The sequence below is a fragment of the Lactobacillus sp. YT155 genome, assembly GCF_030504545.1.
Lineage (GTDB): Bacteria > Bacillota > Bacilli > Lactobacillales > Lactobacillaceae > BQUT01.
Window position 1 is genome coordinate 187,810 of sequence record NZ_JAUKWP010000004.1, and the last position, 19,376, is coordinate 207,185.

At 34.8% G+C, this 19,376-nt stretch carries 20 protein-coding genes and 3 tRNA genes; 6 read left to right on the forward strand and 17 right to left on the reverse strand.

Annotated elements, in window-relative coordinates; genetic code table 11:
• Positions 1 to 41: 41 nt before the first annotated feature.
• Positions 42 to 752 carry a DUF4352 domain-containing protein gene (locus Q2T76_RS06200; protein WP_302084666.1) on the reverse strand — a complete coding sequence of 237 codons (711 nt, stop codon included), beginning with the start codon at positions 750 to 752 and terminating at the stop codon, positions 42 to 44.
• Between the two features lie 131 nt (positions 753 to 883).
• Positions 884 to 1,540 (reverse strand): DUF4352 domain-containing protein, encoded by a 657-nt coding sequence (locus Q2T76_RS06205; RefSeq protein WP_302084667.1) that lies wholly within the window; start codon positions 1,538 to 1,540, stop codon positions 884 to 886.
• A 229-nt stretch (positions 1,541 to 1,769) separates the two neighbouring features.
• Between Q2T76_RS06205 and Q2T76_RS07930 the strand changes: the two genes are divergently transcribed.
• Positions 1,770 to 1,889, forward strand: coding sequence for a putative holin-like toxin (locus Q2T76_RS07930; protein ID WP_367881614.1), 120 nt, complete (start codon positions 1,770 to 1,772; stop codon positions 1,887 to 1,889).
• A 171-nt stretch (positions 1,890 to 2,060) separates the two neighbouring features.
• On the opposite strand, the gene Q2T76_RS06210 is transcribed toward Q2T76_RS07930, so the two are convergent.
• The 3 genes from Q2T76_RS06210 to leuS form a co-directional block, all read right to left on the reverse strand.
• Positions 2,061 to 2,630: a LysM peptidoglycan-binding domain-containing protein gene (locus tag Q2T76_RS06210; RefSeq protein ID WP_302084668.1), complete on the reverse strand. Its 570-nt coding sequence runs from the start codon at positions 2,628 to 2,630 to the stop codon at positions 2,061 to 2,063.
• A 369-nt stretch (positions 2,631 to 2,999) separates the two neighbouring features.
• On the reverse strand, positions 3,000 to 3,317 hold the full coding sequence (locus Q2T76_RS06215) for a hypothetical protein (protein WP_302084669.1): 318 nt from the start codon (positions 3,315 to 3,317) through the stop codon (positions 3,000 to 3,002).
• A gap of 84 nt (positions 3,318 to 3,401) precedes the next feature.
• Complete coding sequence (gene leuS / locus Q2T76_RS06220) at positions 3,402 to 5,822, reverse strand: leucine--tRNA ligase (protein WP_302084670.1); 2,421 nt, start codon at positions 5,820 to 5,822, stop codon at positions 3,402 to 3,404.
• A 315-nt stretch (positions 5,823 to 6,137) separates the two neighbouring features.
• Between leuS and Q2T76_RS06225 the strand changes: the two genes are divergently transcribed.
• A complete protein-coding gene (locus tag Q2T76_RS06225; protein WP_302084671.1) occupies positions 6,138 to 6,752 on the forward strand; it encodes a phosphatase PAP2 family protein in 615 nt (204 codons plus the stop codon).
• A 26-nt stretch (positions 6,753 to 6,778) separates the two neighbouring features.
• Here the strand turns inward: Q2T76_RS06225 and Q2T76_RS06230 are convergent, their stop codons facing one another.
• Genes Q2T76_RS06230 through Q2T76_RS06240 form a run of 3 tightly spaced genes read right to left on the reverse strand, consistent with a single transcriptional unit; the run spans position 6,779 to position 9,506 of the window.
• Positions 6,779 to 7,267 (reverse strand): PTS glucose transporter subunit IIA, encoded by a 489-nt coding sequence (locus tag Q2T76_RS06230; protein ID WP_302084672.1) that lies wholly within the window; start codon positions 7,265 to 7,267, stop codon positions 6,779 to 6,781.
• Positions 7,267 to 8,790 carry a PTS transporter subunit EIIC gene (locus tag Q2T76_RS06235; RefSeq protein WP_302084673.1) on the reverse strand — a complete coding sequence of 508 codons (1,524 nt, stop codon included), beginning with the start codon at positions 8,788 to 8,790 and terminating at the stop codon, positions 7,267 to 7,269. Before Q2T76_RS06235 ends, Q2T76_RS06230 begins: the two co-directional genes overlap by 1 nt.
• 23 nt (positions 8,791 to 8,813) lie before the next feature.
• The gene (locus Q2T76_RS06240; RefSeq protein WP_302084674.1) at positions 8,814 to 9,506 is read right to left on the reverse strand and encodes an N-acetylmannosamine-6-phosphate 2-epimerase; all 693 of its coding nucleotides are present in this window, start codon (positions 9,504 to 9,506) and stop codon (positions 8,814 to 8,816) included.
• A 150-nt stretch (positions 9,507 to 9,656) separates the two neighbouring features.
• On the opposite strand from Q2T76_RS06240, the gene Q2T76_RS06245 reads away from it, so the two are divergent.
• Positions 9,657 to 10,475, forward strand: coding sequence for a MurR/RpiR family transcriptional regulator (locus Q2T76_RS06245; RefSeq protein ID WP_302084675.1), 819 nt, complete (start codon positions 9,657 to 9,659; stop codon positions 10,473 to 10,475).
• A 28-nt stretch (positions 10,476 to 10,503) separates the two neighbouring features.
• Here Q2T76_RS06245 and Q2T76_RS06250 read toward each other — a convergent pair whose 3' ends face one another.
• Positions 10,504 to 11,970 carry an MDR family MFS transporter gene (locus tag Q2T76_RS06250; protein WP_302084676.1) on the reverse strand — a complete coding sequence of 489 codons (1,467 nt, stop codon included), beginning with the start codon at positions 11,968 to 11,970 and terminating at the stop codon, positions 10,504 to 10,506.
• A gap of 138 nt (positions 11,971 to 12,108) precedes the next feature.
• Positions 12,109 to 13,296 carry a methionine adenosyltransferase gene (metK, locus tag Q2T76_RS06255; protein ID WP_302084677.1) on the reverse strand — a complete coding sequence of 396 codons (1,188 nt, stop codon included), beginning with the start codon at positions 13,294 to 13,296 and terminating at the stop codon, positions 12,109 to 12,111.
• A 129-nt stretch (positions 13,297 to 13,425) separates the two neighbouring features.
• Between metK and Q2T76_RS06260 the strand changes: the two genes are divergently transcribed.
• Complete coding sequence (locus Q2T76_RS06260) at positions 13,426 to 14,124, forward strand: hypothetical protein (protein ID WP_302084678.1); 699 nt, start codon at positions 13,426 to 13,428, stop codon at positions 14,122 to 14,124.
• Between the two features lie 149 nt (positions 14,125 to 14,273).
• On the opposite strand, the gene Q2T76_RS06265 is transcribed toward Q2T76_RS06260, so the two are convergent.
• Together Q2T76_RS06265 and Q2T76_RS06270 are read right to left on the reverse strand one after the other, a co-directional pair.
• A tRNA-Val gene (locus Q2T76_RS06265) sits at positions 14,274 to 14,346 on the reverse strand.
• Between the two features lie 8 nt (positions 14,347 to 14,354).
• Positions 14,355 to 14,426, reverse strand: a tRNA-Glu gene (locus Q2T76_RS06270).
• Positions 14,427 to 14,622: 196 nt separating this feature from the next.
• Here Q2T76_RS06270 and Q2T76_RS06275 point away from each other — a divergent pair.
• Complete coding sequence (locus Q2T76_RS06275; protein ID WP_302084679.1) at positions 14,623 to 15,249, forward strand: DNA-3-methyladenine glycosylase; 627 nt, start codon at positions 14,623 to 14,625, stop codon at positions 15,247 to 15,249.
• A 23-nt stretch (positions 15,250 to 15,272) separates the two neighbouring features.
• Here the strand turns inward: Q2T76_RS06275 and Q2T76_RS06280 are convergent, their stop codons facing one another.
• From Q2T76_RS06280 to Q2T76_RS06295, 4 genes are all read right to left on the reverse strand, one after another.
• Positions 15,273 to 17,075: a heavy metal translocating P-type ATPase gene (locus tag Q2T76_RS06280; protein ID WP_302084680.1), complete on the reverse strand. Its 1,803-nt coding sequence runs from the start codon at positions 17,073 to 17,075 to the stop codon at positions 15,273 to 15,275.
• Between the two features lie 65 nt (positions 17,076 to 17,140).
• Positions 17,141 to 17,887 carry a DUF817 domain-containing protein gene (locus Q2T76_RS06285; RefSeq protein WP_302084681.1) on the reverse strand — a complete coding sequence of 249 codons (747 nt, stop codon included), beginning with the start codon at positions 17,885 to 17,887 and terminating at the stop codon, positions 17,141 to 17,143.
• 276 nt (positions 17,888 to 18,163) lie between these two features.
• The gene (locus tag Q2T76_RS06290) at positions 18,164 to 18,427 is read right to left on the reverse strand and encodes a Na+-transporting malonate decarboxylase, carboxybiotin decarboxylase subunit, madB (RefSeq protein ID WP_302084682.1); all 264 of its coding nucleotides are present in this window, start codon (positions 18,425 to 18,427) and stop codon (positions 18,164 to 18,166) included.
• Positions 18,428 to 18,518: 91 nt separating this feature from the next.
• Positions 18,519 to 18,704, reverse strand: a complete 186-nt coding sequence (locus Q2T76_RS06295) for a CsbD family protein (protein ID WP_302084683.1) — start codon at positions 18,702 to 18,704, stop codon at positions 18,519 to 18,521.
• Positions 18,705 to 18,908: 204 nt separating this feature from the next.
• Here Q2T76_RS06295 and Q2T76_RS06300 point away from each other — a divergent pair, with 204 nt between their 5' ends.
• Positions 18,909 to 19,124, forward strand: coding sequence for a hypothetical protein (locus Q2T76_RS06300; protein ID WP_302084687.1), 216 nt, complete (start codon positions 18,909 to 18,911; stop codon positions 19,122 to 19,124).
• Between the two features lie 39 nt (positions 19,125 to 19,163).
• Here the strand turns inward: Q2T76_RS06300 and Q2T76_RS06305 are convergent.
• A tRNA-Ser gene (locus Q2T76_RS06305) sits at positions 19,164 to 19,252 on the reverse strand.
• Positions 19,253 to 19,376: the final 124 nt, after the last annotated feature.

Genomic DNA, 19,376 nt, shown 5'->3' on the forward strand with positions numbered 1-19,376 from the left:
TATTTCTTAAGCAAATAAAAAAAGCAAGTTACCCTGCTTTTTTATTGTTCCCATGCTGCTTCACCATAAGTCAGTGCATAGCGTCCTTTATTAGTTACTGTGAAATATAATTTTACCTTTGCAGATTTTCCTGCATCTAATTTGGTTGGGAAATTACTTTGGTCATGAGTTTTTGAGTTTAAATAACCAACATGATCATTGTTATCTAGTATTTCAAATTTTGTTGCTTCTAAGTCCATTGAACGATTACTAGGAGCAGTGATAGTTGCTTCCGCAACGACTGCTGTTTCACCATCTTTTTGTCCTGGTAATTTTTCGGATTTTTCTTTAATTGAATCAACTTGAATCATTTCACCAGTATCGAAACGAACTTTTCTACCAGTTCGATAGAAGTCAAAATCATCAATATCATGATCACCATCACGATGACTATCTGAATCTCCGTCATCATCGTAGTTGTCATAATCGTCATAGTCGCGATCATCATAATCACGGTGACGGTTACTTCTTTCATTTAAGCTGCGTTCAACCCTAGAAGAAATTTCATTATAGCCAACAGAACTAGCTCCAGTAACAGTTCCAATTAGTGAAATTAGGAATACTCCACCAGAAATACTAGTTCCAATAATACCTATTTTCTTGGCTTTGGGAGAATTCGTTACCGCACCAACTATTAGTGAAATAGCAAATCCTGCCAAACTAATTATTGCAAATCCCAAAAATATCACCGAAATTATCAAAAGAGCTCTCATTAATTTAATTCCTCCTAATTTATAATATTTATTAGCTTTATTTTATACAACGTAATATAATTTGTCAACCATTAATATACGTCATATAGTATAGAGAAATAAAAAAGCAGGTCTATTGACCTGCTAATATTTTATTGATCCCAAGAAACATCACCACAAGTAACTGAATATAGTCCTTTGACATTTACTGTGAAGTACAATTTTACAGTAATGGTCTCACCAGCTTTAACTTCAGTTGGTAAATCTTTTTGGTCATGTGTTTTAGAATTCATGAATCCTAAGTTACCGTCGCCATCATAAATATCATAGTCACGAACGTCGAAACTAATGGTTTTACTAGTTGGGTTCTTAACCTTGACTTCAGCTTCAACCGCATGTTCATTAGTCTTCATGTTTGGTAACTTCTCTGATGAATCTTTGATTGAAGTTACGGAAATTTTGTCACCTTCATCAAATTCAACGAACTGTCCCACATCATAAGAATCGAAGTCATCATCGTAATCAGAATCTTCGTCATCATAATCTGAGTCGTCTGAGGAATCCCAACTCTCAGAACTCTCATCGAAACGATTAGAATCAAAGTTGTCGACTGAAGCTACTGCACCAGAAATCACACCAATAATTGATAGAACGAAAATTCCACCAGCGATACTAGTTCCGATGATACCAGTTTTTTTAGCTCCTTTAGATTTAGTTGACACCCCAACAATTAAGGTAATTCCAAACCCAATCAAAGCTAAAATTGATAAGGTCATGAAAAGACCTGCTAATACTACTAATGCTGCCATAGGCATTCCTCCCAAAATATACACGTCTATTACTTATAGTTTAACTAATTAATTAATAAAGATAAAGAAGAATTGGGCATTTTCAAATTTTGTACAAATCTCTTCTCAAATAAAAAACTGCATCATCTTAGTGATACAGTTAAAAGTGCAGTAAGTTTAGACGGTGGCTAGCTTTCTAAAAAGAAGGTGATGCCTATGATTAATGTTGCGTTACCCAGAAAGGTAAGGTTTGTCAGTATATCACTCACTGATGTTAGCAATTAGTTTTGCCATGTTAGTTATTGCTGTATTGAAGTTTAATCAAAAAAAAATAACCGTCTTACTTTGGACAGTAACGGTTATTTTTTAACTATCCTGCCACCGTCTTATACGGACTGCGGGAAAAGTCATGTTAGTTCATGACTTTTTTCTATACTTTCATGATAGCACTTAAATTTTACTTCTTCAATTATTGCAAAAATAGAGTAGATGTTTTCTACTCTATTTTTTGTGAGCTTTTTGCTCGAATATTCTATTTTTCTTAATACCAACCATGGCTTAGGTGGAAGTTTTTAGCTCCTACCCATGAACCGTAGCGACTCATAACGTAGTTGTTAGCAACACGTTCTTGGTTCGCTGGTGAGTAATCCCCATGCAAGTATGCATTTGTTAATTGGTAACGTCCGATATAGATACCATTTCTGGCAGAATATGAACCACCTGATTCAACTTGAGCAATCCATTCCTTAGCAGCAGCTTCACTAGTGTTAGCTGACACAACAGGGCTTGCAGGTTGTGCTTGTCTTTGCACTGGAGCAGCTACTGGCTTAGCAACTGGTGCTGGTTGTGCTGCAGGTTTTGCAGCTGGTTTTGGATCTTCTTTCTTTGTTCCATCAAGTTTAAGAACTTGACCTGGCAAAATTAAGTTAACGTCTTCAAGATCGTTTAATTTTGCTAGTGATTGGATAGTAGTACCATTATCCTCAGCAATCTTTGATAATGTATCGTTTTCGATAACTGTATATGTTGCATCGGCTAATACATTTGTTGTTGAGGCCCCCGTTAATAATAGTAACCCTAATATACTTAACGTGATTTTTGATAACTTCATAAATTCTCCTAATTTGTTCTTTATTTAATTTGTCGCAAAAGCAACGCGTTATTTATTGAACAATGACTACTTTAACATCTGATTGTTACGTAACAACCAGAGAACAATTACATGTTCATTACAAGAATATTTCACAAACTAGGTATTTTTGTTCTAAATTATAAATTGTATTAGATAATAATTAAATTCGTCTGAGGTCATTTTTTTCTTATACTGAAAACGCCGTAACCATGGGTTTTATTCATATTTCATTTATGTAACAAAGATATTATCGATATTTTCGCAAATATTACTAGAAGTGAATAAAATAAGAAAAAAACTTAGTATTTTGGGGTTGCAAATAAAAAAACATTGATATTATTCAATGTTTTAGTCAAAAAATGTTACTCCTAATGATCCAATCCCTTGCGGATTCCATTTATATCCACCTGCACGCGACAAAATCATTAGTTGTTGCATTCTTTCAGAATTTTCTTTCCCTAAGGCTGTCTTGCTTCCCATATGTTTCATTGTGATTGTGTTCACTGTTTTTACCGCCACTACCTGTGGAGGCATCTTCTTAGTTGTTAAATAAGTAGCTGCTTTTAATAAGGTATCTTTTATTCCCTGGTCAACTGGTTTGTCGACTAAGTCGTTATACATATCATGAATTAACTGATAAACCTGCTCATATACTTCGTCTTCCATAATGAACCTCCCCAACATCTTTATAATATTTATTATATCAAAAAAGCTAGAATAAATATTCTAGCTTTCTATTGATGATTATTTTTATCCCTTAACTACGATATTCACTAACTTGTTTGGTACCGCGATTACTTTTACTATCTCTTTATCATCAATGAACTTCTTCACGTTTTCATTGTTCAAGGCTAGTTCTTCAGCAATATCCTTTGGTGTATCGATTGGAATTTCAATCTTACCACGAAGTTTACCATTAACTTGAACAATCAATTCTAACTGTTCATCAACTAGAGCACTTTCGCTATATGTTGGCCAACTTGAATAAGTCAATGTTTCTTCATTGCCAAGTTTTTGCCAGATTTCTTCCATCATATGCGGTGCAATTGGTGCAAGAAGTTTTACAAAGCCAAGTGCATAATCTCTTGGAATAGTATTAGCTTTCGTTGCTTCATTAGTAAAGACCATCATTTGTGAAATTGCGGTATTGAAATGCAATTCATCATAATCTTCGGTAACTTTCTTGACGGTTTCGTTATATACCTTCTCCAAAGTTCCATCATTATCTTTAACAATTGTGTCTTTCAAAGTATTGTCGTCATCGTCGTTAATGAATAGTCGCCAAACACGTTCTAAGAAACGATGAGCTCCTGCCAGTCCTTCTTCACTCCAAGAGATTGAAGCGTCTAAAGGTCCCATGAACATCTCATATAAACGAAGTGTGTCAGCACCGTAATCTTCGACAACGTCATCTGGATTGATAACATTTCCTTTTGACTTGGACATCTTCTCGTGGTTATCACCTAAAATCATTCCTTGGTTATATAACTTCTGGAATGGTTCTTTAGTTGCCACAATACCAAGGTCATACATCACTTTGTGCCAGAAACGTGCATATAATAGATGAAGGACCGCATGTTCTGCTCCACCAATATAGATATCAACTGGTAACCATTCTTCTAATTTCTTAGGGTCAGCAATTGCTTCACTATTATGTGGATCAATGTATCTCATATAATACCATGAACTTCCAGCCCATTGTGGCATGGTGTTTGTCTCACGACGTCCTTTACGACCATTCTCGTCAACGACATTAATCCAATCAGTCAAGTTAGCTAATGGGCTTTCACCTGTTCCAGATGGTTTGATGTCATTAGTCTTTGGCAATTCCAAAGGCAATTCGTTTTCAGGGACTAAGGTTGTTTCACCGTCTTCCCAATGAATAACTGGAATTGGTTCACCCCAGTATCTTTGGCGAGAAAATAACCAGTCACGTAAACGATAGTTAACTTTCTTACTTCCAATTCCTTTTTCTTCTAGAACAGTAATCATTTTATCAATTGCTGCTTGTTTGTCTAAACCATTCAAGAAATCAGAATTAATATGAATTCCTTCGCCAGTATAGGCAGCTTCATCAAGGTTACCACCTTCAATTACTTGTTTAATAGGAAGATCGAACTTTTTAGCGAACTCATAATCACGGTCATCATGAGCGGGAACAGCCATAATTGCTCCAGTTCCATAAGTCACTAAGACATAATCAGAAATCCAAATTGGCATTTTTTCATTAGTGATTGGATTGATTGCGTAAGCACCAGTGAAGACTCCTGTCTTATCATGACTCAAATCAGTACGATCAAGATCGGACTTATGAGAAGTTTCTTCGATGTATTTTTCAACTGCATAGCATTGATCTTCGGTAACAATTTCTTTAACCAAAGGATGTTCTGGAGCCATAACAACATAAGTTGAACCAAAAATAGTATCAGCTCTAGTTGTGAAGACGTCAAAAGTTTCTTTTGAACTGTCGATGTTGAAAGTAATTTGTGCTCCAACAGAACGACCAATCCAGTTACGTTGCATTTCTTTAATACTTTCAGGCCAATCAACATCATCTAAGTCGTCAATCAAACGATCAGCATAAGCAGTGATTTTTAACATCCATTGACGCATCGGCTTGCGAATAACTGGGAAGCCACCACGTTCAGTCTTACCGTCGATAACTTCTTCATTAGCCACAACAGTTCCTAAATCTGGACTCCAGTTAACTGGAACTTCGGCTTCATAAGCCAATCCTTTTTTATATAGTTGTTCAAAAACCCATTGAGTCCATTTGTAATATTCAGGATCGGTAGTATTGATTTCACGGTCCCAATCGTATGAGAAACCTAGAGAATTAATTTGACGTTTGAAGGTAGCAATATTTTTTTCAGTGAATTCTGCTGGATCATTTCCGGTATCTAAAGCATATTGTTCTGCGGGCAAACCGAACGCATCCCAACCCATTGGATGCAAAACGTTATATCCTTGAGCACGTTTCATACGTGAAAGAATGTCGGTTGCAGTGTATCCCTCGGGATGACCAACGTGAAGTCCTTGTCCTGATGGATAAGGGAACATATCCAATGCATAATATTTCTTCTTATCTGGATCTTCAGTTGTTTTGAATGATTTATTATCAGCCCAGTATTTTTGCCACTTTTTTTCTACTACATTATGATTATAAGTCATGTAAATTCTCCTTTTTTGAATCACTTTCTAAAACAAAAAAAATCGTCCAATGTTTTTCAACATTAGGACGATTCATTCGCGGTACCACCTAAATTCTATTCATTTCGAATAGCTCTTCATTCTGATAACGGTAGATAGCCGCAATTATGTAATAATTGAATTGATACGTTAGATAAGTTCGATAAGGTTGGTATGCACTCGCATTCCCGTGCACTTTCTGAAAAGCCAACTACTTATCTACTACTTCTAATTACAAATTTCATTTTACTTAAAATTAGGTTCATAGTAAAGTAAATGTTTTAAAGGAGAAAAAAATTGTTAAAAAAGAGAATATCTATTATTAGTGGTTCAATTTTTTTAATTATCGCGTTTGTTCTAATTTTCTTCCCAGTTCAATTAACCAACTTTGATATGGTAATCACTAATACTGTTTACAATTCAATCCCAACCATTAATCAACTCATAGCAATTATTACCGCTTTTGGTAATACTTCCACCGTGGTTATTATGGTTGCGCTAGTTACTATTTATTTATTAATCAAAAAAAACTATTATTCAGCAATCTTCTTGGTTTTTGACTCTTGTTTAATCGCTAGTATCAATAAGCTTATTAAGACTTTCGTCGCCCGCCCACGCCCCAGTGTTGATCATCTAGTGGTGGCAAACGGTTATAGTTTCCCTAGTGGACACTCAGCTTCGACAATGGCGTTTTTTCTAAGTTTAGTTTTTATAATTTGCATGCTTTCAACTAAAAAAAGAACCTGGTTAAAATTAATCTTGTTGATAATTCCGTTCATTATTGCTTTCACCAGAGTCTATCTAGGCGTTCATTACTTCAGTGATGTCGTTGCAGGACTGTCATACAGTATGGCAATTACTATCCTTGTTGGAAGCTTCTATCAAAGCTACGTTAATAATTTGATTGAATAAAAAGACAGCCTAATCGGCTGTCTTTTTTATTCTTTTACTTGAACACTCCCCACTTTATCACTGTGAGTAACATCAAGTTTCTCAAAAAAATCTATTTTCTCAACTTTATCAGTCGAATTTGTAATGACTGTTATGACAGTTGTATCTTTATTACTTTGTTTAATCAAATTAAAGTTCGCAATCATCAGTTGCGTATTCTCATCGACTGCCTGTCCCTCTTTCACTAAAATTTCAAAAGGTTCGCCATTTAACTCTACAGTATCTAATCCCACATGAACTAAGATTTCTAATCCATTTTCATCAATGATACTAATTGCATGTTTAGTTTTAAAAATATTAATTATTTTCCCTTTAATGGGAGCGTAAATTTCATTTGAATTTGGCTTAACTCCAAACCCATCTCCCATCATCTTCTGTGAGAAAACTGGGTCATTGATATCTTTCAACTCAACTAATGAACCATTGACTGGTGAAAATAAATTCACATCATTTTTCTTTTTGAATATATTAAACATTATTCATCACGTCCCAATATTTGATTAATTTCCTGACTGTATAAATCCGCTTTTCCACCATATACAGCTTGAATTCCACCTTGTGCTTCAAATACTGCAGTAGCACCTAATTTCTTAAGAGTATCGTTCTCAACTACTTTTGGATCTTTGACAGCAATTCTAAGTCTTGTTGCACAAGCTTCAATTGATTCAATATTATCTGCTCCACCTAAAGCATCAATAATTGTTAAAGCATCATCATGAAGATTTGACTTCTTACCTTCAGAAACAGTTGTATTTTCTGCAGGAACATCCTCATTTAAGACTGGTGTTGTTTCCATACCAGGAATAGCAACTTTGAACTTAGTGATACAGAATCTAAATACTACATAATAAATTATTGCCCATATTACACCTAATAATAATACGCTAGGCCAGTTTGTCTTATCCTTACCTTGAAGAACACCGAATAGTAGATAATCAATTAATCCACCTGAAAATGAATTACCAATTCTTATGTTCATAATATCAGCAAAGAAAAATGATAATCCGTCCAAGAATGCATGTACAACGTATAACCAAGGTGCGACGAAAAGGAAAGTATATTCTAGTGGTTCTGTGATACCAGTTAAGAATGAAGTTAAACCACCACTAAAGTACAATCCACCGTTTTCTTTACGATTCTTCTTAGGAATGGAATGATACATTGCAAGTGCAGCTGCTGGTAGACCAAACATCATAGTTGCAAATCTTCCGGCAAAAAATCTTGTTCCATATGTAAATAATCCAACATGATGTGGATCAGCTAATTGAGCAAAGAAAATATTTTGAGCACCAACAACTGTTTGTCCTGCTACATGAGCAGTTCCACCTAATGATGTGTACCAGAAAAGTGGATAAATTGTATGATGAAGTCCAACAGCACCAGTTAATCTCAATAAGAATCCATATAGGAATGTTCCAAAACTTCCCATACCGGCAATTGCTTTACCAGCAACAACAAGTTCATTTTGAATTGGTGGCCAAATTATATAGAAAAAGGCACCAATAAAAATAGCTGCTAAGGATGTGATTATTGGAATAAATCTTGAACCTCCAAAGAATCCCAAGAATTGTGGCAATTCAATCTTACGGTAACGATTATGTAAGAACGCTACCATTCCACCGATTACAATCGAACCAACAACTCCTGTATCAATCATTGCATCTTTAGCAGAGAACATTTGTAATAGTCCACTAATAGTTGCGGTATACACCAAGAATGAAACAGCACCAGATAATCCAGCTGTCCCTTTATCCCCATTGGCTAAACCGACAGCAATTCCAACTGCAAAAATAAGTGCGATATTAGCAAAAACTGCATTTCCAGCAAAGCTCATCACTTTTAAGATTGTTTGTAACCATTCTTGATTCAAAAATGGATATGCTTTTACAGCTGCATCATTAGTTAATGCACCACCAAGACCTAACAGTAAACCTGCGGCAGGTAAAATTGCTATTGGCAACATAAACGCGCGTCCAAGTTGCGAAAATTTCTTAAACATTTTTTCTTCCTCCAATTACTACTTTATTTTTTTAAAGCACTAATAAATCTTGAAGCAATTTCATATGGTCGTGTAATTGCTCCGCCAACTACTAATCCAGTCACACCAATATTTTGGATTTTTTTAGCTTCTTCAGGATAGTGAATCTTCCCTTCAGCAATGACTGGCATTTTGTGATCAACAATTTTTTGAATTAATTCCACATCTGGTCCATCTTGCTTTGGACTTTCTTCGGTATATCCGCTTAAAGTAGTTCCAACAAAATCAACACCAGATTTATAAGCATTTTCTGCCTCTTCAAAATTTGAAATATCAGCCATTAGCAATTGCTCTGGATATTTTTCTTTTATTCTTTGAATAAATTCTGTAACAGTCAGTCCATCATGTCTTTGCCGTAGCGTTGCATCAAAGGCAATCACATCAGTACCAACTTCATGCAACTCGTCAATTTCCTGCATTGTTGCTGTTATAAAAGGTTTTTCTGGTGGATAATCTTTTTTTATAATTCCAATAACTGGTAAATCAACTTTTTCTTTAATCTGAACTATATCTCTAATACTATTTGCTCTAATTCCAACTGCTCCTGCTTTTTGAGCAGCTAATGCCATTAATGGCATTATTCCACCTTCTTCTGTATACAAAGGCTCTCCCGGGAGCGCTTGGCATGAAACAATCAATCCTCCTTTTATTTTTTCAATGAACTCAATTTTATTCATACTCCAAAATCACTCCACTTTTTAAATTATTATGGATAAATTATCCAAAAACAATATAACACATCTTTTTCGTTTTGCAAACGTTATCAAGAAAAAAGACAAAAAGAATAGTATAATATCCATATCAACTACACGTAAGGATGCCTAAAATTGAACATTGCTTATCTAATCAAAGAAAAATATCCTTCTTTAACAAAATCAGAAAAGAAAATTGCTGATTACATTTTAAAGAATTTAAAAAACATCCCTTATTCAACAATGAGCGATCTTAAAGACGCAACCAATGTTGGGGATGCTACTATTATTAGATTTTGTCAAAAACTAGACTTTAATGGGTTTTCTGACCTGAAAATCGAAGTCGCTAAAGACGAATATTCAAAAAAAGAAGAATTAAGTTCTCAAGAAACGTACTTTGACATTAATGCCGATAATTTAAAGAATTCAATTTCTAGAACTAGAGAATTAATTATCGAAGACAATATTATTAATGCAGTTGATTTCATTTCTAAAGCTTCAAAGGTTTACATTTTTGGTGTTGGTTCTAGTGGTAATACATGTGCTGAATTTGCTTCAATGCTTCTTAGAGTTGGTGTTATTGCTGAACCAGTAACCGATCCTCATTTTCAAGCTCAAGTTGCCTCGCTTTTATCTAAAGACGATTTGGTTATCGGTTTCTCCCTATCGGGAAAAACAAAGGATACCTTTGATTCTTTGAATATTGCTAAACAAAATAATGCAAAAATAATTTCAATCACTAACTATTTAACTTCCCCTATTGCTGAAATGTCTGATATTGTTTTACAAACAGCTGTCGAAGAATTCTTAAATGGTGGTTCGCTTGCTGGAAAAATTTCACAACTATATGTATCTGAACTGTTGGTTACAGGTTATGAAAAAGTAAATGAAATTGATTCACTTAAATTGAGAGAAAAAGTTCTCCGTTCAATTATTGATAAAACAATCGATTAAAAAAAGACAGCCTAATCGGCTGTCTTTTTTAGTTCAATAAATCATTGTTTTTAAATTCTAATAAATTAAGAAGTAAGGTCATCAATATCAAGATAAAACCAACAATATAAATTCCGTGTAACCCATTAAACAGAATTTCTCTCAATCCTGGTAATAGATTTGTAGGCAAGGACCCTGCTGTTTGCGGATCAATCAGCTTATTCATCATGTCCATTGTATAGTTTTTGTTCTGAGCCACACCATTAATCATGTGTTGATTCAAGACAATTCCAAAAATTGAGACCATCAAACTTTGTCCAATGGTTCTACACAAAGTATTGAATGAGGTGGCTACCCCAATTTCATCATGTGTAACTGACGACTGAGAAGCAACAGTTGTCGTGGTAATGGTTAATCCGAAACCGACACCAGAAATAGTTGCAACTAGTAAGAAGTACCAGAATGGCGCATTAATTGGTGCTAAAATCAATCCAAAAACTGACATAAATAAGAATACCAAACTGATGTAAATAATCTTATTTGGCGCCATTTTTTTAAGCAATGTTCCTGCCCATAGAGAAGCAATTACCCACATGATTGAACTTGGAGTAACGGCAAAGCCTCCTAAAGAAGCACTTAACCCCTTCACCCCTTGCATCCAAGTTGGTAAATATGCTTCGAAACCAATTAAATAACCACTTACTAATAAGGCAATCAAATTCTGAATTACGAAAGTTTTGTTTTTAAAGAGGCTCAATGGAATAATTGAATCTTCGACTCTTTTTTCAACATAGATGAAAGCAATCAATGAAATAACGGTTACTGCAAATAGTCCGATTGGTATTAAGATGTTGGAACTTGAAAGATTTTGCAATCCCAACATCAATGATAATAGCAACATTACTAACAGAATTGTTCCTTTATAATCAATTGAAGCTTCTTTGTGTTCAACATTTTCAATTAAGAAGTACCAGATTAATCCAATAGTAATAATTCCAATCGGAATATTAATCATGAAGACCCAATGCCAGCTCAACTTCTCAACAATGAATCCACCCAATAATGGTGCAATAACTGAGGCAATTCCCCATGAAGAACCGTTCAAGCCAATGACTTTAGCTCTTTTTTCAATTGGATAAATGTCGGCAATAATGGTAAAAGCAATTGGTTGGATTGAACCAGCTCCAATTCCTTGGACCACACGTGCCAAAATTAGGGTCAACATTGATTGCGATAATCCACATAAAAGTGAGCCTAAGGTAAATAATACTAGTCCAAAAATAAAGACTGGTTTTCTACCTAGAATATCTGCCAATTTCCCATAAATTGGCGTTGATAATGCCGTCATTAATAAATAAATTGAGAACACCCAGTTCATCAATGAGACACCGTGAAGGCTACCAATAATCGTTGGCATCGCTGTTGAAACAATCGTTCCTTCAATTGCCGTCATAAAAGTCGCTACAAAAACCGTAACAGTTACTACCTTCACATTTGTTTTTCTCTTTGCTTGCATACTTCTATACTCCTAAAAATCCACTGCATTTTTCATAAACGCGTGACTAGTAACAGGAATTTCCACCGTTACTTGTCACGCTCTTCCCGCAAAAAAAGCGTTTCTGAAATAAGCTTTCAAAAACGCCTCTTTAACTCGCTAACCAAGATATTGTTTGATATCTTCGACCTTATCTAATTGTTCCCAAGGTAGGTTAACATCTGTACGTCCAAAATGACCATAAACTGCTGTTTGTTTATAAATTGGTCTTTGTAAATCTAACATTTTAATAATTCCAGCTGGTCTTAAATCGAATAATTCACGAACACAACTGATAATTTTTTCATCACTTACATTACTTGTATTGAAAGTATCAACATAGATCGAAACTGGTTGAGCAACACCAATCGCATAGGCAATTTGAATTTCAAATTTATCAGCAATTCCTGCCGCCACCATGTTCTTAGCAATGTATCTAGCCGCATAACTGGCTGAACGATCAACTTTGGTAGCATCTTTTCCAGAAAAAGCTCCACCACCATGATGAGCAATCCCACCATAAGTATCAACGATTACTTTTCTTCCGGTTAAGCCAGAATCACCTTGTGGACCACCGATAACAAACCGTCCAGTTGGATTAATAATAATCTTGGTGTCTTGATCAATTAGATTAGCTGGAATAACATCCCTAATCACTTTTTCTTCAACATCTGTTCTTAATTGTTCAAGCGTAACTTCTTCATTATGTTGAGAGCTTAACACTACTGTATCAACTCGGAACGGAATATTGTTCTCATCATATTCCACTGTTACTTGTGTTTTTGCATCTGGTCTTAGATATGATAAAACTTTCTCTTTTCTAAGCTCAGTAATCTTACGCATCAACTTATGTGATAGTGAAATTGGTAATGGCATAAATTCTGGAGTTTCATTAGTGGCATAGCCAAACATTAAACCTTGATCACCAGCACCGATTTTATCAAGTGGATCAACACCATCATTGCGATACTCAACGGCGTCATCCACACCCATAGCGATGTCAGCTGATTGTTCATCTAGAGCAATTAATACCGCACAGGTGTTACCATCAAAGCCGACTTCGACACTATCATAGCCAATATCTTTAATAGTCTGGCGAATGATAGTTTGAATATCAACGTAGGCAGTTGTTGATATTTCACCAACTACCAAAACTAATCCCGTTGTTACTGTAGTTTCACAAGCAACCCGAGCATTCTTATCTTGTTTTAAAATCTCATCTAGAATCGCATCACTGATTTGATCAGCAATCTTATCTGGATGTCCTTCAGAAACTGATTCTGAAGTAAAAAAATGTTTTTCTTTCATATTTTTTTCTCCACCTTTCGGTTACAGGGCAAATCCACTATCGGACCCCATCAGGATTAACAATGTAACAACATACTATGTTAACATATTTCATTGACGTAAGAAACATTTTTGAATAGTATAAGAGATATGAAAACAATAAAAACTAATAGACCTCGACCACTACTTCTACGAATTATTGACACTCTGATTGAGTCATTAAGTGTTGTCATTTTTCCATTTATTTTCGCTAGTAAGTTCAAGATTAATCCGCTTCCGGGGTACTTATATGTCGTAGCTTTTATAGCTTTAATCTATATTTATAAAGATGTCTTCCTACCAAGAAATCCTAACAAGTATTTCGATATGTTATTTGTAGGAATCTTCTTAATTCTAAGTATTTTATTTAGTATTCAGTCTGGAAATCTCTTAATTACTGCCCTTGTTATAATGCAACTCTTATTGTTCATCTCGACAAAGTTAATTAAAGATACCACTCCGTTACTAACCGATGTAATCTTTAATTTTGTTACTCCAGTGTTCTTAATGATTACACTGACCTATTCACTGGCAAAATTTCTCAGCTTAGAATTAATCATTTTGATTCTTTTGATTAATACTTTCTCATTGACTGTTAATTATCTTGATTTCAATTACAAATCATTGTTTGGTCTCACTGCAGTATTGTTATTAGCTATTATCATGTACATTACTCAATATATTACTTTAGCTAATGCCTTATCGATGTTTGCCACCATGTTGTTCTTTGTTTTAATTAAATATTTCTATCAAGTTAAGATTAATAGTTGTTGGGTTAGAATTCTTATTAGTCTACTACAGATATTTTAAAAGCAGTCAGGAGACTGCTTTTTTGTTTGAAACGCGTTTGACTTCACAAAAACTTCCGTCTAAAAAAATAAGAGCTAACTTCTCTCGAAGTTAACTCTTATTTCCTTAGTACTCAGTTTCTATACGTGAAGTCTCACGCTCTTATTCAATGGAGGATACAGGGCTCGAACCTGTGACCCTCTGCTTGTAAGGCAGATGCTCTCCCAACTGAGCTAATCCTCCATGCTTGATGACCCGTACGGGATTTGAACCCATGTTACCGCCGTGAAAGGGCAGTGTCTTAACCACTTGACCAACGGGCCATATCATTAGCACAAAAGATATTATATAGTATAGATAGGCAACAAGGCAAGGAGAAAATATGAATATTTCCGACTTTTTTCAAAAAACTACTACACCAGAAATTGCACAAAACCTACTTGGACGAAAACTCTCCTACCANTCATTAGCACAAAAGATATTATATAGTATAGATAGGCAACAAGGCAAGGAGAAAATATGAATATTTCCGACTTTTTTCAAAAAACTACTACACCAGAAATTGCACAAAACCTACTTGGACGAAAACTCTCCTACCAAACCGAAAAAGGAATCGTTAGTGGTTTGATTGTTGAAGTGGAAGCATATCTAGGAATTGAAGATATGGCGGCTCATAGTTACGCAGGACGTCACACCAAAAGTAACGACCCTCTTTACCAAGCTGGTGGAACTATTTATATTTACTCTATTCATAAATACTTGGATATGGATATCAGTGTCCAAGAAGCTGGAAATCCCCAAGGAATTTTAATTCGTGGTTTAGAACCAATCGATGGCTTAGATATTCTCCAAGAAAATCGACCTGTAAAAAATCAATTTGATTTGACTAACGGACCAGCAAAATGGATGCGAGCTTTTGGAATTTTGGATAAAGAATTATCAGGAACAATGTTAAATGCCGGTCCTTTGCAATTATCAAACGAAATAATAAAGCAACCGAAAAATATTGCTGTTTCAACCAGAATTGGAATTGATAACAAAGGAGCATGGGCTAAGAAACCTTTACGCTTCAGTGTACAAGGCAATGCCTATGTATCAAAAACTAGAAAATCTGACATGGACTTAGATAGCTTTGGTTGGAAATAAAAAAAGCCTTTAACAAGGCTTTTTTATTTACGATCACTTCTAGCTCTTAGGGCGTAAAGGATGGTTACAGTATCGACAACTTCTTGGAACATTGCTCCAATGATTGTCGGAATTAATCCAAAGGCAGCGATAATCATTAATCCAATACAAATGAATATTCCGATTAAGACTGCTTCTTTAGAAATTCTCATTGTATCTTTAGAAATTTTAACAGCAGTAACTACTTTGTTGAGGTCATCACGGACAATAACCGCATCGGCAGATTCACTAGCAGCTGTCGCTCCACTCGCACCCATTGCAATACCTACATCGGCAATTACTAATGAAGGTGCATCATTAACCCCATCACCTACCATGGCGATTGGCTTCTCATCTTTTTTGACGTTGTCGAGAACATCAATTTTATCTTGAGGTAAACATTCTGAATATACTTGAGTAATATCAGTTTCCTTAGCGACTTTTTGAGCAACTGAATCATGGTCACCAGTCAACATGATGACATTATCCACACCCAATCTTTTCAACTCATCGATGGTTTCTTTAGCTTCAGGTCTAATTTGATCAGTGAAGAGAATTGAACCAGCGTATTTATCATTGATTGAAATATGAATTGCCGTTTTTTGAGCGTCAAAATCTTTCTTATTAGCATCGACAAATTCTAGCTTACCGACTTTAATAGTCTGTCCATCAACTATCCCACTAACTCCTTGAGCAGTGATTTCATTAACATCATCAGCTTTTTTTAGATGATCTGAACCAACATATTCAACTAAGGAACGAGCCAAGATATGGTTAGATTCTTGTTCAATACTTGCAGCCAAAGCATATAGTTCTTCATCACTTAACTCAGAGTCGTTGATAATACCATCAACTTTTAATTTACCAGAAGTAATTGTTCCAGTTTTATCAAAAGCAATTGATTTAATCTTAGCTAACTTCTCAATAGTCGTACCGGTTTTGACGATAATACCATTTCTACTTGAACGACTCATTCCTGAAATCAATGAGATTGGCGCTGCAAGAATCAATGGACAAGGTGAAGCAACAACTAGAACTTGAGCAATACGAACCGGATCTTTAGTAACAAAATAACTAATCCCCGCAATCACATAAGCTAGTAAGGTGAATGGTACCGCATAACGATCAGCCATTCTGACGAAGTGAGCAGGCCGTTCTTCCGATTGCTTAACCAACTTGATAATTTCTTGATATTGACTATCTTTAGCAAGACTGGTGGCTTTCATAGTAATAGAGTTATCTCCGTTGACCGAACCAGACATCAATGAATCACCAACGTTTTTGGAAACTGGACGAGATTCACCAGTCAAAGAAGCTTCATTAACTTCAGAATCACCTTCAATAATAATTCCATCAACAGGAACTAGTTCACCAGGTTTTACTAACAAAGTATCATCAATTTTGACATCATCAACATCAATATCTGAAACCTTGTCATTATTCACTAAGTGAGCATCTTTAGGAGTGTTAGAAATTAAGGCTTTCAACTCACTATTTGCTTTAGTAGCAGCGAAATCTTCAAGTGTATCACCACCAGTTAACATTAATAACACAATTAATGCAGCCCAGTATTGCCCTACTGCTAAAGTGGCAACGACAGCTGTGATAGCAAGTAAGTCGACCCCGAATTTTCCTGATCTTAGAACCTTAATCATATCAACTGTCATGATTAAAGCTAAAATCGAACCTAAAACTGTTATTATGGCTTGAGCAGCGAACTGTTGATGAAAAATAAATTCTAATGCCCCCGCTATAACAGCAATCGTAAGCACTACACCTAATTTAAATTTGTTAGTATTCTTTTCCATGTATTCAACCTCTTATCTTGATGAATATATTGTAACATGGAATCATTCTAAATTAAAACAATAAATCAAATTTCTTTATTTCTTCTTTCAATGTTGTAATAAACCAAGACAATACTCAGAATTATCAGCAACGACCAACTTGAAATTTTTCCTAAATTGACCAAATGCCACCCTATTTTCTGATCAGGATATTTCCAAGCCGAGAAAAACGTTGAAATATTTTCGGCAACCCATAATGCTATTCCGATACAAAGAAAGGCAAAATTCATCCACATTTTATGTGTCTTCTTAGTCAAAGTGAAGTAAACCTCAGTTTTCCAAAAAAGAACAATAGTGGCAAGAATTATTACATATCTTAAATCCCAAATGTAATGATGAGTAAAGAAATTCAAGTAGATTGCCAAGCACAGACTAATGACGGCTGTCTTATTAGGCCAGTCGGTATATTTCAAATCAAAAACTTTCCAAGCACGATAAATATAACTACCAACACTCGAATACATGAAGCCACTGTACAATGGAACTCCCAAGATTTTAACAATTCCCGGTTCAGGATATGACCACATTCCAATATGTGTCTTATAGATTTCTAATATCAGACCCACTATATGAAAAATCAAAATAATCTTAACTTCTGACCATGTTTCATATTTGATTAATATCAAAACTATCTGAATAAGAATTGAAAGAATCAATAATAAATCATAACGATGAATGAACGAAAAACTTACATATTTAGTAACAAACATTGAAATGAAAAGTAATGCAGGAAACAAACAACACGAAATTTGCTTCTTAATAAAGTCGATCACTAGATGCCTCCCCCTGACAAATGAATTGTTATAGAGTTTACCAAAATAAACTCTCAGAAGTAAAGATGTTATGCAATTTCGATTTTTATGCTTATTAATGATATAATTAATTAACTATATATTTTGAGGAGGATTCTATTATGAAAGATACATCATTTAAAGCAATTATTAAAAGCTATTGGTTTTGGATAATAGTCCTAGTATGTGCCGCAATCGGTGCTTATGTTGGATATAATTTCTAAATAAAAAAGACCTCATCTGAGGTCTTTTTTATATTTAAGCTGGTTTGTTCTTCCAAGCAATGAAACCTGAAATTGACATACTTAGTACAAAGAAGATAATTGCAGTTATTGCATTTCCTCTTGAGAAAATAAGTAATGAAGTAATTGCGAACAAACTAACAACTGTTAGAATAATACCAGATTTTTGAACAGTAGTAAGTTCATAGAATTTTTCTTTGAATCCCCAGACAAGTAGTAGTGATCCAACAAATGAACTAATACCAAAAATTATGTGTAGTACCATCAAAATAGAATACATATAATTATTACCTCCATTGTAATAAGCTAATGATATCAAAAACCAATAAAAAAGACTAGTGACTTTTGTGTCAGTAGTCTTTTTATATTAACTATTCGTCATCTTTTTTATTAATTTTCTTAGCTACATCGTCGACTACTTCATCAACCTTATCTTTAGCCTTCCCAACAAGACCCTCTATTTTGCCTTTTAACTCTTGTTTATCGTTTCCTGTAGCTTTTCCCACTTCTTCGTTTACTTTACCTTTAACTTGGTCTTTTTTGCCATCTACGCTCATAATATATATCCTCCCATTCATTTATTTAGGTTCATGCTAACAACTAACATGATGTAACTCAATTATCCTGCTCACATAGAATTGAATAGCCACATTTTCAAAAAAATGGTAACATTTATACTAGTATTTTATTAAGCAAGGGGAAAACGATTGAAAAAATTAACCACCGCACAAGTAGACCGAATTGGAAGAATTGCTAGTCTGATGTCTATCTTGATGTATGTTTCATATATTCCACAAATCATCTCAAATATTAATGGCAACCCCGGCAATCCAATTCAACCTGCTGTTGCTTGTATCAACGGACTTTTCTGGACATTATATGGATTTTTTAAAGAGAAAAAAGATTGGCCAGTTATTTGCGCCAACGTTCCTGGAATTTTTCTCGGAGCAATTACTTTCATCACATCTCTAATGTAAAAAAGAACCTACAATTTAAATGTAGGTTCTTTTTATTTACGGAGAATAAGGGATTCGAACCCTTGATACGCCGTTAGACGTATACACGGTTTCCAACCGTGCTCCTTCAGCCGCTCGGACAATTCTCCAAATCAACAAGAAAATTGTATCATAAAAAAGATATTCAAGAAACAAAAAAAGGATTGAATTTTAACTTCAATCCTTTTTGAATACTCCGGTTGTCAGGCTCGAACTGACGACAACCTGATTAAC

Bases quoted from the DNA above. Each gene is read 5' to 3' on its own strand.
- Q2T76_RS06200 (WP_302084666.1), bottom strand. From the start codon at position 752: ATGAGAGCTCTTTTGATAATTTCGGTGATATTTTTGGGATTTGCAATA.
- Q2T76_RS06205 (WP_302084667.1), bottom strand. From the start codon at position 1,540: ATGGCAGCATTAGTAGTATTAGCAGGTCTTTTCATGACCTTATCAATT.
- Q2T76_RS06210 (WP_302084668.1), bottom strand. From the start codon at position 2,630: ATGAAGTTATCAAAAATCACGTTAAGTATATTAGGGTTACTATTATTA.
- Q2T76_RS06215 (WP_302084669.1), bottom strand. From the start codon at position 3,317: ATGGAAGACGAAGTATATGAGCAGGTTTATCAGTTAATTCATGATATG.
- leuS (WP_302084670.1), bottom strand. From the start codon at position 5,822: ATGACTTATAATCATAATGTAGTAGAAAAAAAGTGGCAAAAATACTGG.
- Q2T76_RS06230 (WP_302084672.1), bottom strand. From the start codon at position 7,267: ATGTTTAATATATTCAAAAAGAAAAATGATGTGAATTTATTTTCACCA.
- Q2T76_RS06235 (WP_302084673.1), bottom strand. From the start codon at position 8,790: ATGTTTAAGAAATTTTCGCAACTTGGACGCGCGTTTATGTTGCCAATA.
- Q2T76_RS06240 (WP_302084674.1), bottom strand. From the start codon at position 9,506: ATGAATAAAATTGAGTTCATTGAAAAAATAAAAGGAGGATTGATTGTT.
- Q2T76_RS06250 (WP_302084676.1), bottom strand. From the start codon at position 11,970: ATGCAAGCAAAGAGAAAAACAAATGTGAAGGTAGTAACTGTTACGGTT.
- metK (WP_302084677.1), bottom strand. From the start codon at position 13,296: ATGAAAGAAAAACATTTTTTTACTTCAGAATCAGTTTCTGAAGGACAT.
- Q2T76_RS06260 (WP_302084678.1), top strand. From the start codon at position 13,426: ATGAAAACAATAAAAACTAATAGACCTCGACCACTACTTCTACGAATT.
- Q2T76_RS06275 (WP_302084679.1), top strand. From the start codon at position 14,623: ATGAATATTTCCGACTTTTTTCAAAAAACTACTACACCAGAAATTGCA.
- Q2T76_RS06280 (WP_302084680.1), bottom strand. From the start codon at position 17,075: ATGGAAAAGAATACTAACAAATTTAAATTAGGTGTAGTGCTTACGATT.
- Q2T76_RS06290 (WP_302084682.1), bottom strand. From the start codon at position 18,427: ATGTATTCTATTTTGATGGTACTACACATAATTTTTGGTATTAGTTCA.
- Q2T76_RS06295 (WP_302084683.1), bottom strand. From the start codon at position 18,704: ATGAGCGTAGATGGCAAAAAAGACCAAGTTAAAGGTAAAGTAAACGAA.
- Q2T76_RS06300 (WP_302084687.1), top strand. From the start codon at position 18,909: ATGTCTATCTTGATGTATGTTTCATATATTCCACAAATCATCTCAAAT.